Annotated in this window: 10 protein-coding genes; 8 read left to right on the top strand and 2 right to left on the bottom strand. The window is 64.7% G+C overall.

What is annotated here, in order from left to right:
• Positions 1–4 precede the first annotated feature (4 nt).
• The 7 genes from prmA (at position 5) to D6Z43_RS22905 (ending at position 9919) form a co-directional block, all read left to right on the top strand.
• Positions 5–883, top strand: coding sequence for a 50S ribosomal protein L11 methyltransferase (gene prmA / locus D6Z43_RS22935; protein ID WP_120654315.1), 879 nt, complete (start codon positions 5–7; stop codon positions 881–883).
• A 49-nt stretch (positions 884–932) separates the two neighbouring features.
• Positions 933–2300 (top strand): DUF3426 domain-containing protein, encoded by a 1368-nt coding sequence (locus D6Z43_RS22930; protein ID WP_120654314.1) that lies wholly within the window; start codon positions 933–935, stop codon positions 2298–2300.
• A 178-nt stretch (positions 2301–2478) separates the two neighbouring features.
• Entirely contained in the window at positions 2479–3474 is a 996-nt protein-coding gene (gene dusB, locus D6Z43_RS22925) for a tRNA dihydrouridine synthase DusB (protein ID WP_120654313.1), read from the top strand.
• Positions 3471–3791 (top strand): DNA-binding transcriptional regulator Fis, encoded by a 321-nt coding sequence (gene fis, locus D6Z43_RS22920; protein WP_120654312.1) that lies wholly within the window; start codon positions 3471–3473, stop codon positions 3789–3791. Before dusB ends, fis begins: the two co-directional genes overlap by 4 nt.
• 115 nt (positions 3792–3906) lie before the next feature.
• Positions 3907–5514 (top strand): bifunctional phosphoribosylaminoimidazolecarboxamide formyltransferase/IMP cyclohydrolase, encoded by a 1608-nt coding sequence (gene purH / locus D6Z43_RS22915; protein ID WP_120654311.1) that lies wholly within the window; start codon positions 3907–3909, stop codon positions 5512–5514.
• Between the two features lie 226 nt (positions 5515–5740).
• Entirely contained in the window at positions 5741–7030 is a 1290-nt protein-coding gene (purD, locus tag D6Z43_RS22910; protein WP_120654310.1) for a phosphoribosylamine--glycine ligase, read from the top strand.
• A 138-nt stretch (positions 7031–7168) separates the two neighbouring features.
• Complete coding sequence (locus D6Z43_RS22905; protein ID WP_371924427.1) at positions 7169–9919, top strand: response regulator; 2751 nt, start codon at positions 7169–7171, stop codon at positions 9917–9919.
• Between the two features lie 124 nt (positions 9920–10043).
• On the opposite strand, the gene D6Z43_RS22900 is transcribed toward D6Z43_RS22905, so the two are convergent.
• Positions 10044–11123, bottom strand: a complete 1080-nt coding sequence (locus D6Z43_RS22900; RefSeq protein WP_120654308.1) for an exo-alpha-sialidase — start codon at positions 11121–11123, stop codon at positions 10044–10046.
• A 21-nt stretch (positions 11124–11144) separates the two neighbouring features.
• Positions 11145–11414, bottom strand: a complete 270-nt coding sequence (locus D6Z43_RS22895; RefSeq protein ID WP_120654307.1) for a MoaD/ThiS family protein — start codon at positions 11412–11414, stop codon at positions 11145–11147.
• A gap of 139 nt (positions 11415–11553) precedes the next feature.
• On the opposite strand from D6Z43_RS22895, the gene D6Z43_RS22890 reads away from it, so the two are divergent.
• On the top strand, positions 11554–12150 hold the full coding sequence (locus tag D6Z43_RS22890; protein WP_120654306.1) for a MarC family protein: 597 nt from the start codon (positions 11554–11556) through the stop codon (positions 12148–12150).
• Positions 12151–12309 lie beyond the last annotated feature (159 nt).

The raw sequence follows: 12309 nt of genomic DNA, 5'->3' as shown, positions 1-12309 counted from the left end.
CGTCATGCCCTGGTTACAAGTTCGACTCGCCATCACCCCGGAACAGGCGGAAACCTACGAGGACGCCCTGCTGGAAGTGGGCGCTGTCTCGGTAACCTTCATGGACGCCGAAGATCAACCGATCTTCGAACCGGACCTGGGGACCACCCCACTCTGGTCCAATACCCATCTGCTCGCCCTGTTCGAGGCCGATACCGACGAAGCCAACCTGGTGGCGCACCTGGAACTGCTGACCGGCGGCGCGCTACCGGAGCACCAGATCGAGCGCATCGAAGACCAGGACTGGGAACGCAGCTGGATGGACAACTTCCAGCCCATGCGCTTCGGCCGCCGCCTGTGGATCGTACCGAGCTGGCACGACGCCCCCGAGCCGGGCGCGGTGAACCTCCTGCTGGACCCGGGCCTGGCGTTCGGCACTGGCACGCATCCAACCACCGCCCTCTGCCTGGAATGGCTCGATGGCCAGGACCTCGACGGCTGCGAAGTACTGGATTTCGGCTGCGGCTCGGGCATCCTCGCCATCGCCGCGCTGCTCCTGGGTGCGCGCCAGGCAGTCGGCACCGACATCGACCCGCAAGCCCTGGAAGCCTCCCGCGACAATGCCTCGCGCAACGGCATCGACCCGGCGCGCTTCCCGGTCTACCTGCCGGCCGACCTTCCAGCCAAACCCGCCGAAGTGGTAGTGGCGAATATCCTTGCCGGCCCGCTGGTCTCGCTGGCGCCGCAGATCACCAGCCTCGTGGCAGCCGGCGGACGCCTGGCGCTGTCCGGCATCCTCGCCGAGCAGGCCGAGGAAGTGCGCACGGCCTATGCCGGCGCCTTCGACCTCGACCCTACTGCAGAGAAGGACGGCTGGGTACGCATCAGTGGCGTGCGCCGCTGAAAGCCAGCAGATCGAGTAAAATAGCCTTTCGTTTCGACCGGATCGCCGCATGACCGACAGCTTCGTCACCCAGTGCCCGCATTGCCAGACCAGTTTCCGCGTCAGCCGCGCACAGCTGGCCGTAGCCCATGGCGCCGTGCGCTGTGGCGCTTGTCTGCATGTGTTCAATGCGGCTCAGCAGCTGTTGGCGGCCAAGGGCCAGGCGATAGCGCCGGCGACCCCGAAGCCCAAGCCCGCGGCACCGACAGCGCCACCCAGGCCGGCAACACCCCAGGCACCGGCCGCGCCAGTGCCCAGCGTCGCCACCGTGCTCAAGCCGCCGGTTGCACCGCAGACGACGCCGGTCAAGCCAGCCAGTAGCGACACCCTGTGGATTCACGACGACCTGGACCTCGACAGCCTCGACCTGGACGAAGAACTGGCCAAGCTGGAGCAGGAAGAGCAGCGCCTGTCCCGTGACCTGCTGGGCCCCGCCGCACCCGTGCGGACCGAAGCGCAACCGACGCCGCGTCACGATGAAGGTTGGGCCGAAGCTCTGCTGGAGGCCGAGGAGCCGTCTGCGGAACTGGCCGCCGAGCGGGACGACGAGCACGAACCCGAAGCTGGGCCTGACTTCGAACTGCGCGCCGAGCCAGTTGCCGAGCCGGTGAGTCGCACGCCAGTGGAGCCGCCCAAGCCTGCTCCGGCAGAGCGCACCGAACCCAGCCTGTCCATGGACCTGGTAGAGGACGAGCCCGGCCCGGACTTCAGCCTGGGTTCAGCCCGCGACGACGAACCCGAAGACCTGCGCGACGATGACGACGAGCTGGACGAGCCGCCTGCTACCGAGCCCGTGCGCCTGCAACACTCGCGCAACGAACCTGCCCTCCGCGACGACGGCCTCCTCGACCTGAATGACGAGCCGCTGCAGCTGGACTGGCAGGAAAGCAGACGCCCCTGGGGCCGCTGGATCGGCTGGTTCCTGCTGAACCTGATCGCAATCGGCGCACTGTCCACCCAGTACATCTGGTACCACTTCGATGAACTGGCCCGGCAGGACCAGTACCGCCCCTGGTTCCAGCAAATCTGCCCGGAAATCGGCTGCCAGCTGCCCTCCAAGGTGGATATCGACCTGATCAAGAGCAGCAACCTCGTGGTGCGCAGCCACCCCGAGTTCTCCGGCGCCCTCGTGGTCGACGCCATCCTCTACAACCGCGCCGCCTTCGCCCAGCCGTTCCCACTGCTGGAGCTGCGCTTTGCCGACATCAATGGCCAATTACTGGCCAGCCGTCGCTTCAAGCCAGGCGAATACCTTTCCGGCGAACTGGCCGGACAGGCGGAAATGCCTCCGCAAACCCCTATCCACATCAGCCTGGACATCCTCGACCCAGGCACCAAGGCTGTGAACTACAGCCTCAGCTTCCACTCCCCCGAATAAGCTGGAGACGCCGGATTCCGGAGTCTCCAGGCGTTTTCTAACTCCCGGCGATAAGCACAGGGCTGTTCAGAATTTGTTCAAAACAGCCTTTATCCAGTCACCGAGAGCGGGTATCATGCCCACCCTTTTTCGAACTCCCCCAGCACTCAACTGAGCAGGCCCCAAACAGGGAAGACCTATGTCGGCGGTTAGCATTGGCCCTTATGCCTTGCCCAATCCAGTGATTCTCGCCCCCATGGCGGGTGTGACCGACCGGCCGTTCCGTCTGCTGTGCCGCCGTCTTGGCGCCGGCATGGTGGTATCGGAAATGGTCACCAGCGACGTGCGCCTGTGGAACAGCCGCAAGTCGCGGCTGCGCCTGCTCCACGAGGGCGACCCGGAGCCCCGTTCCGTCCAGATAGCCGGCGGTGATCCGGAGATGCTGGCCGAAGCGGCCAGGGCTAATGTTGATCTCGGTGCCCAGATCATCGATATCAACATGGGCTGCCCGGCGAAGAAGGTCTGCAACAAGGCCGCCGGCTCGGCGCTGATGAAGGACGAAGCCCTGGTGGCCGATATCCTCAACGCCGTGGTCAAGGCCGTCGATGTGCCCGTCACCCTGAAGATCCGCACCGGTTGGGACCGATCGAACAGGAACGGCATCAACGTGGCGAAAATCGCCGAACAGGCTGGCATCCGGGCCCTGGCCGTCCACGGCCGGACCCGCGCAGACCTGTACACGGGCGAAGCCGAGTACGAGACCATCGCTGCGATCAAGCAGGCGGTGTCCATTCCGGTCTTTGCCAACGGCGATATCGATTCGCCACAGAAAGCCAGGCAGGTCCTCGACGCCACCGGTGCCGATGCCCTGCTGATCGGTCGAGCGGCCCAGGGGCGACCCTGGATATTCCGCGAGATCGCGCATTACCTGACGACCGGTGAACTTCTGCCGGCGCCGGGCTTGATCGAAGTGGAACAGATACTGCTGGAGCACCTGGCCGCACTGCACGCCTTCTACGGCGACGAGATGGGCGTTCGCATCGCCCGCAAGCATGTCGGCTGGTATCTGGCAACCCTGCCGGGCGCCAGGGAGTTTCGCGCCAAGTTCAATCGTTTGGAGTCCACGGACGCGCAGTGCGCCAACGTTCGGGAGTTCTTCGCCGAGCGTCACAACGAAGGGGAAAAGGCCGCATGACGACGATGACCGAGAATTTTTTTGATGGGGCAACACCCGTGAGCGACACCGCCAACCTTAAACAGCACCTGACGGCACCTACCGCTGAGGGCCAGACCCTGCGCGGCAGCGTCGAAAAGGCGCTGCACAATTATTTCGCCCATCTTGAGGGCGCCGCCGTCACGGACGTGTACAACCTGGTGCTTTCCGAAGTGGAAGCGCCGCTGCTGGAATCCGTGATGAATTACGTCAAGGGTAACCAGACCAAGGCTTCCGAGATGCTCGGCCTCAACCGGGGCACGCTGCGAAAGAAGCTCAAGCAATACGACCTGCTCTGAAAGGCGGGAACCTGAAGCCGGAAGCCTGAAGCGGGAACCAGACCCGACGCTCAGCCTTCCGGCTTCCGGTTTCAGGCCCAACCGCTAAATCTTCTCCCACTCGAATGGTTCCGAAATGACCGACCAGACCACCCGCCTTCCCGTTCGCCGCGCCCTGATCAGCGTTTCCGACAAGACCGGCATCGTCGAGTTCGCCCGTGAACTGGCTGCCCTCGGCGTAGAGATCCTCTCCACCGGCGGTACCTACAAGCTGCTCAAGGACAACGGCATCGCCGCCGTGGAAGTCGCCGACTACACCGGTTTCCCGGAAATGATGGACGGCCGCGTGAAGACCCTGCACCCGAAGATCCACGGCGGCATCCTTGGCCGTCGCGACCTCGATGGCGCGGTGATGGAACAGCACGGCATCAAGCCGATCGACCTGGTCGCGGTCAACCTGTACCCCTTCGAAGCCACTGTCGCCAAGCCTGACTGCGACCTGCCGACAGCCATCGAGAACATCGACATCGGCGGTCCGACCATGGTCCGCAGCGCCGCGAAGAACCACAAGGACGTCGCCATCGTGGTCAACGCCAGCGACTATGCCAGCGTCCTCGAAGGCCTGAAGGCTGGTGGCCTGACCTACGCGCAGCGTTTCGACCTGGCCCTCAAGGCGTTCGAGCACACCTCCGCCTACGACGGCATGATCGCCAACTACCTGGGCACCATCGACCAGGCACGCGACACCCTGTCCACCGAAGGCCGTAGCGCCTTCCCGCGCACCTTCAACAGCCAGTTCGTCAAGGCCCAGGAAATGCGCTACGGCGAGAACCCGCACCAGAGCGCGGCGTTCTATGTAGAAGCGAAAAAGGGCGAGGCCAGCGTCTCCACCGCCGTGCAGCTGCAGGGCAAGGAACTCTCCTTCAACAACGTGGCTGATACCGACGCTGCGCTGGAGTGCGTGAAGAGCTTCGTCAAGCCGGCCTGCGTCATCGTCAAGCACGCCAACCCGTGCGGCGTGGCCGTCGTACCGGAAAACGAAGGCGGCATTCGCAAGGCCTACGACCTGGCCTACGCCACCGACACCGAATCCGCTTTCGGCGGCATCATCGCCTTCAACCGCGAACTGGACTTTGATACCGCCAAGGCCATCGTCGAGCGCCAGTTCGTCGAAGTCATCATCGCGCCGAAAATCTCCGCCGCCGCTCGTGAAGTGGTCGCTGCCAAGGCCAACGTGCGCCTGCTGGAATGCGGTGAATGGCCGGCTGAGCGTGCCGCAGGCTGGGACTTCAAGCGCGTCAACGGCGGCCTGCTGGTACAGAGCCGCGACATCGGCATGATCAAGGCAGAAGACCTGAAGATCGTCACCCAGCGCGCCCCGAGCGAGCAGGAAATCCACGACCTGATCTTCGCCTGGAAAGTGGCCAAGTTCGTCAAGTCCAACGCCATCGTCTACGCCAAGAACCGTCAGACCGTCGGCGTCGGCGCCGGCCAGATGAGCCGCGTCAACTCCGCCCGCATCGCCGCCATCAAGGCCGAGCATGCCGGTCTTGAGGTGAAGGGTGCGGTCATGGCTTCCGACGCTTTCTTCCCGTTCCGCGACGGCATCGACAATGCGGCCAAGGCCGGCATCACCGCCGTGATCCAGCCGGGCGGCTCCATGCGTGACAACGAAGTCATCGCCGCCGCCGACGAAGCCGGCATCGCGATGGTGTTCACCGGCATGCGCCACTTCCGCCACTGAGTGACAGGGACGCACTGAAGCGGGCATCTGCTGCGTTGTCCGGCCCTTCCCCAATGCTCATTGCCAGAAGGCAACTCCGCTGGGTGAAGGACCGGACGCCTTGCATCTACCCGCTCCATCGCGCCCCCTACAGTCCGTCGTAGAAGATTCGTAGCTTTTGTAGGGTGGATGACGCTCTTCTCATCCACCGTTGGGGCCCCAGGCCCGCCTCCTGAAGGAGAATTCAATGAACGTACTCATTATCGGCAGCGGCGGTCGTGAACACGCCCTGGCCTGGAAAGTGGCCCAGGACCCGCGCGTCGAGAAGGTCTTCGTCGCCCCGGGCAACGCCGGCACCGCGACCGAAGCCAAGTGCGAAAACGTCGCTATCGACGTGCTGGCCCTGGAACAACTGGCCGATTTCGCGGCCCAGAACGTCCAGTTGACCATCGTCGGCCCGGAAGCGCCGCTGGTGAAAGGCGTGGTCGACCTGTTCCGCTCGCGCGGCCTGGACATCTTCGGCCCCACCGCCGGTGCTGCCCAGCTGGAAGGCTCCAAGGCCTTCACCAAGGACTTCCTGGCCCGCCACAAGATCCCCACCGCCGACTACCAGAACTTCACCGAGGTAGAACCGGCCCTGGCCTACCTGCGTGAGAAAGGCGCCCCCATCGTCATCAAGGCCGACGGCCTGGCCGCTGGCAAGGGCGTGATCGTCGCGATGACCCTGGAAGAGGCCGAAGCCGCCGTACGCGACATGCTCGCCGGCAATGCCTTCGGTGACGCCGGCTCGCGCGTGGTGATCGAGGAGTTCCTCGATGGCGAAGAAGCCAGCTTCATCGTCATGGTCGACGGCCAGAATGTGCTGCCCATGGCCACCAGCCAGGACCACAAGCGCGTGGGCGACGGCGACAGCGGCCCGAACACCGGCGGCATGGGCGCCTATTCCCCCGCTCCGGTGGTCACTGCCCAAGTGCACCAGCGCGTGATGGACGAAGTCATCTACCCGACCGTGCGCGGCATGGCCGAGGAGGGCAACGTCTACACCGGCTTCCTCTATGCCGGTCTGATGATCGACAAGAGCGGCGCGCCCAAGGTCATCGAATTCAACTGCCGCTTCGGCGATCCGGAAACCCAGCCCATTATGGTGCGCCTGGAATCGTCCCTGGTCCTGCTGGTGGAGGCCGCCCTGGCCAAGGCCCTGGACAAGGTCGAAGCCACCTGGGACCCGCGCCCCACCGTTGGCGTGGTACTGGCCGCAGGCGGCTACCCGGGCGACTATGCCAAGGGTGACGTCATCGAAGGCCTGGCCGATGCCGCAGCCCTGGACGGCAAGGTGTTCCATGCCGGCACCGCGCTGAAGGACGGCAACATCGTCACCGCCGGCGGTCGCGTGCTTTGCGCCACCGCCATCGGCGCCAGCGTCTCCGACGCCCAGCAGCAGGCCTATCGCCTGGCGGAGAAGATCCGTTGGAACGGCTGCTTCTATCGCAAGGATATCGGCTACAGGGCCATTGCCCGGGAACGCGGCGAAGGGTAAGAAGTCAATAGATAGTGCTCACCAAGGCGGCCCGATGGCCGCCTTGGTCATATTCCGCACGAGATGGCCTTGACTATAATCCGGCCACTCACCCACGAAGGGACCTCGAACGTGCCCCGGCTCAGGATTGCCACAGCATTGATCGCCAGCCTGCTTCTGGCCCTGTTTTATCTGCTGCCCGCCCAGGCGGCCGGGGAGCGGCAGTGGAGCATGCTGCTCGATCCGAGCGCCAACCTGCAGCTGCAGGAAATCCGCACCCAGCAGGCCCTTTCCCAGTTCACCCCGGTCGACCTCGACCAGCTTTACACTCCCGGCGGCAGCAGCGCGCTCTGGCTGCATTACCGCCTCCCCCCCAGCCAGCAGGAACAGCTGCTGCGGGTCTTCGCCCCCTACCTGGCCTATCTCGACCTCTACGTCCTCAGGGGCGATGAACTGGTCGCCCACACCCGCACCGGCAGCCGCCTGCCCTTCAGCGAGCGCCCATTGCCCAGCCGCGACTTCCTCCTGCCGCTTCCGGTACAGCAGGAACCGCTGGACATCTACCTGCGCATGGCCTCGGAACATGCCCTGCGTCCGACCGTGGAACTGCGTTCCTCGGCGCTGATGGCAGCGGACGACACCCGCCCGCTGCTTTTTGGCCTGATGCTCGGCGGCCTGGGCATGCTGGTGTACTACAACCTGGTGCGCTACGCGTATTCCCGCGCAGCTGTCAGCCTCTGGCTCGCCGCCGCGCAGGGTTGCCTGATGGTCACCGGCGTCAGCCTGCTGGGCATCAGTTCGCCCTGGCTGGGTGACTGGCAGAGCGCGCAACCACAGATCGCCAATCTCTCCATGCTGATGGCCATGGTCTGTGCCCTGGCCTTCACCGTCAGCTTCTTCCACAAGGTCTGCCCGAGCACGCCGCTGACCGGCCTGCTTCTGGGCGAGATCGTGCTGATCAGCCTCACCGCCGCCCTGTTGCTGATCGTCACCGAGTTGCAATTCAACCAGCTGGTCTATGTGATGGCCGCCATCGCCAGCCTGAGCATGTTCGTGTTCGCCATCCTCCACTGGCGCCAAGGCTACCGCCCGGCACGGCTGTTCAGTCTGGCCCTGGGTGTGTTCTGCATTGCCATTCTCGGCGCCCTGCCCGCCCTGTTCGGCTACTGGCAGCTGCAGTCCGACTGGCTGGCCTACACCCTGCTGGCAATCTCCACGATCAGCGGCGTATTCCTCAGCATGGCCCTGAGTGAACGCCAGCGACGCATCCAGAACGAGGTCTTCAGCGCCAGCCGTGCCCTGGCCGCCAGCTCCGCCGAGCTCAAGGCCAAGGGCGAGTTCCTCGCCAAGATCAGCCACGAAATTCGCACGCCGATGAACGGCGTACTGGGCATGACCGAGCTGCTCCTCGGCACACCGCTGTCGGCCAAGCAGCGCGACTACGTACAAACCATCCACAGCTCGGGTAACGAACTGCTCACCCTGATCAACGAAATCCTCGACATCTCCAAGCTGGAATCCGGGCAGATCGAACTGGACGACGTGCAGTTCGATCTCAACGCCCTGATCGACGACTGTCTCGACATCTTCCGCGCCAAGGCCGAGCAGCAGCGGGTCGAACTCATCAGCTTCATGCAACCCCAGGTACCCCGCGTGGTCAGCGGCGACCCCACGCGGCTGCGTCAGATTCTCCTGAGCCTGCTCGACAACGCCTTCAAGCAGACCGACGAAGGCGAAATCCTGCTGGTGGTGGCCCTGGACAACAGCAGCACCCAGCCCCGCCTGCGCATCGCCGTGCAGGACAGCGGTCGCCCCCTGGAAGCCGGCGAGCGCTCCGCCCTGCTCAACGCCGAAGTACAGAGCAGCGACTTCCTCGCCTCCTCCAAACTCGGCGGCCGCCTGGGCCTGGTCATCGCCCGCCAGTTGGTACGCCTGATGGAGGGCGAGTTCGGCATCCAGAGTGGCGCAGGGCAAGGCAGCACGCTGTGGTTGACGCTGCCGCTCGACGCCCAGCACCTCGAGCGCCCGGCCGCCGACCTCGACAGCCCGCTGGAAGGCGCGCGCCTGCTCGTGGTGGACGACAACGACACCTGCCGCAAGGTACTGGTCCAGCAATGCGGCGCCTGGGGCTTGCAGGTCAGCGCCGTGCCGTCCGGGAAGGAAGCCCTGGCCCTGCTGCGAACCAAGGCGCACTTGCGCGAGTATTTCGACGTGGTCCTGCTGGACCAGGACATGCCCGGCATGACCGGCATGCAGTTGGCCGCCAAGATCAAGGAAGACCCCAGCCTCAACCACGACATCCTGATCATCATGCTTACCGGCATCAGCAACGCACCGAGCAAGATCATCGCGCGCAACGCCGGCATCAAGCGCATCCTCGCCAAGCCAGTGGCGGGGTACACCCTGAAGACCACGCTGGCCGACGAACTCAACCAGCGCAAGAACGGCGGCTCGATCTCCCTGCCGGGCTCCCAGGTCAGCGAACCACTGCATGTGCCCACCGACTTCCGCATCCTGGTGGCAGAAGACAACAGCATTTCCACGAAGGTCATTCGCGGCATGCTGAGCAAGCTGAACCTCGAACCGGACACGGCCAGCAACGGCGAGGAAGCCCTGAGCGCAATGAAGAACCAGCACTACGACCTGGTACTGATGGATTGCGAGATGCCGGTGCTCGATGGCTTTACCGCCACCGAGATGCTGCGCAACTGGGAAAACCTGGAGCAGCGCCCGCGCACGCCGGTGGTCGCACTGACCGCCCATATCCTCAGCGAACACAAGGAACGCGCCCGCCTCTCCGGCATGGACGGCCACATGGCCAAGCCGGTTGAACTGTCGCAACTGCGCGAGCTGATCGAATACTGGGTAGCCGAGAAGGAACTGCGCGAACGGCATGCGATGCATAGCTGATCGGGCGAACGACCTATGGGGGCGAACTCATTCGCCAAGGGCCGCGCAGCGGCCCCAACCCTCTCCCAGAGGGAGAGGGGGTTTTCAGCGCCATTGCTGACTGTTTTCTGGCTGCCCGCAGGCCCTACCCAAACCTCACCGCAAAGATCGGCGGAAGGTGCCCCGCCACAAGGTTCCAGCTGTCTCCCTGGTCCTCGGATACCCACAGATGCCCGGTGGTGGAGCCCATCACCAGGCGCTGCCCGCTGCCATCCACATCCAGCCCGTGCCGGTACACCAGGTCGTAACAGAGCTGTTGTGGCAGGCCCCGCTCGAGCACATCGAAACGCTTGCCGCCATCGCGCGTACGGGTAACCCGCAGGCGTTGGTCGGCGGGAACGCGGCATTCGTCCTTCACCGCCGGCACGAACCAGGCGCAATCCGGATCGGACGGATGCACCGCCACGGCGAAACCGAAGGTGGATGGCCCGGCTTGCTGCACTTCCCGCCAGTTCAATCCGCGATCGGCGCTGACGAAGATACCGTTGTGGTGCTGCACCCAGAGCCGCTCCGGGTCCGCAGGGCAGGCCACCATGCGGTGTGGGTCCTGGATGTCAGGCTCCTCGGCACGCTCCGGCGGCATGTAGGCGGCGCGCATGCCTCGGGTGCGATAGCTCCAGCTGACGCCTTCGTCCTCGCTGTGCCAGACGCCGCCACAAGACACTGCCAGGGTCAGGTGCCGACTGTTGCGCGGGTCGACGCAAATGGAGTGGATGCCCGGCTGGTCATAGCCTCCGCCGAACCAGTTGGCCCGCTCCGGGCGTTCCCAGAGGCTGTCCACCAGGCTCCAGGACGCACCATGGTCACGCGACCTGAACAGTCCCCCGGGAATGGTTCCGGCCCAGAGGGTTCCGGGCTGGTCCGCCCCTCCCGGCTCAAGGCACCAGATCATCTCGACCGAGGGGCCATCCTCGCCCCCGTCTACCTGGGCGAAGGCCGGGGCGGCGATCTCCTCCCAGTTCTGCCCGTCATCAGCCGAGCGCCACAACTTGGGGCCGAAGTGCCCAAGGTGCAGGGCTGCATAGAGGTGGTCATCGCGCGGGTCGGCCAGCAACATGCTCACCGGCTCGCCAAGGAAATCCTGGCGAGCCAGTCGCCAGCCATCACCCTTCGGCTCGAATCGCAGCAGACCCTTGCGGGTCGCCACGTGGATGCATCGGCTCATGCTCCTTCTCCTTGCGCCGGCTCAGCCGCCGGACAGCGCCTGGACAACGAAGATGTCACTGGATGGTCCCACGGGATCGCTGAGGCGTCGGCGGTCACTGACCTGCTGGGCATCGACGAAGATCGCCACATGCCGGCGCAGGCGACCCTGATCATCCAGCAGGTAGCTGCGCAGGCGTGGATTGGCGACGAAAGCGGCTTCCAGCGCCTCGGCCACGGAGGAAGCCGCGACGTCCAGTTCGGGGACATCGAGGTGACGCTGGAGGTTGGGGGTAAAGCTCATGCGCGCCATCAACGGCTCCCTGCGCGACGAAACGACCCAGTGGGGGAAGGTATAGCCGACCCCGGTGACGCGGTTATAGTTGTGCGCCCAATGGCAGGGCAGCCTCTACACTGATGAGCGGCCCTCGCAGTCAAGAATGGATGCCCCCATGCTCGAAAGCCTTTCCAGCCTGTACCTGAAGATGCTGGTGCTCTACAGCCCCTTCTTCGTGCTCTCCTGCTTCATCAGCCTGACCCGCGGATACACGGTGAAGGAGCGCAAGAAGCTCGCATGGAAAGTCGCCCTCGGTACGCTGGTGGCGAGCGCCCTGCTTTACCTGTTCGGCCAGGCCATCTTCAATGTCTTCGGCATCACCATCGACGCCTTCCGTATCGGCGCCGGCACCGTGCTGTTCATCTCTGCCCTTGGCATGGCCCAGGGCAAGCCGGCAGTACAGGCGGACAACGTGCAACAGGACGTCACCATCGTCCCGCTGACCATTCCGCTGACCGTCGGCCCCGGCACCATCGGCGCCATGCTGGTGATGGGTGCCGGCCATGTGCACTGGAATGACAAGTTCACGGCTCTTTTCGCCATCGCCATCGCTTCGGCCACGGTCGGAGCCATCCTCTACCTTTCCGACCACATCGAACGCATCCTCGGCGACCAGGGCCTGCAGATCGTCAGTCGCCTGATGGGCCTGTTCGTCTGCGCCCTGGCCGCGCAGATCATCTTCACCGGGGTGAAGAATTACCTGGTGCTGTAGCTTCGTGCGCAATGCCCAACTCGGCGTTGGGCTTCGCTTCGCTTTGCACCAACCTACGTCCTGATTCGCCGCCCATGCCCTGGCGCGGTGCGCATCGAGGCGCACCGCGAACATCGCGAATAAGCCCTGACCCCAGCAATGGCGCGGCTTTCCAGACTC

It is taken from the genome of Pseudomonas sp. DY-1, assembly GCF_003626975.1.
Taxonomy (GTDB): Bacteria; Pseudomonadota; Gammaproteobacteria; order Pseudomonadales; family Pseudomonadaceae; genus Metapseudomonas.
This window is presented reverse-complemented; position numbering and strand designations above follow the sequence as displayed.

Bases quoted from the DNA above. Each gene is read 5' to 3' on its own strand.
- purH (WP_120654311.1), top strand. From the start codon at position 3,907: ATGACCGACCAGACCACCCGCCTTCCCGTTCGCCGCGCCCTGATCAGC.
- prmA (WP_120654315.1), top strand. From the start codon at position 5: ATGCCCTGGTTACAAGTTCGACTCGCCATCACCCCGGAACAGGCGGAA.
- D6Z43_RS22895 (WP_120654307.1), bottom strand. From the start codon at position 11,414: ATGGCGCGCATGAGCTTTACCCCCAACCTCCAGCGTCACCTCGATGTC.
- D6Z43_RS22900 (WP_120654308.1), bottom strand. From the start codon at position 11,123: ATGAGCCGATGCATCCACGTGGCGACCCGCAAGGGTCTGCTGCGATTC.
- fis (WP_120654312.1), top strand. From the start codon at position 3,471: ATGACGACGATGACCGAGAATTTTTTTGATGGGGCAACACCCGTGAGC.
- purD (WP_120654310.1), top strand. From the start codon at position 5,741: ATGAACGTACTCATTATCGGCAGCGGCGGTCGTGAACACGCCCTGGCC.
- D6Z43_RS22930 (WP_120654314.1), top strand. From the start codon at position 933: ATGACCGACAGCTTCGTCACCCAGTGCCCGCATTGCCAGACCAGTTTC.
- D6Z43_RS22890 (WP_120654306.1), top strand. From the start codon at position 11,554: ATGCTCGAAAGCCTTTCCAGCCTGTACCTGAAGATGCTGGTGCTCTAC.
- dusB (WP_120654313.1), top strand. From the start codon at position 2,479: ATGTCGGCGGTTAGCATTGGCCCTTATGCCTTGCCCAATCCAGTGATT.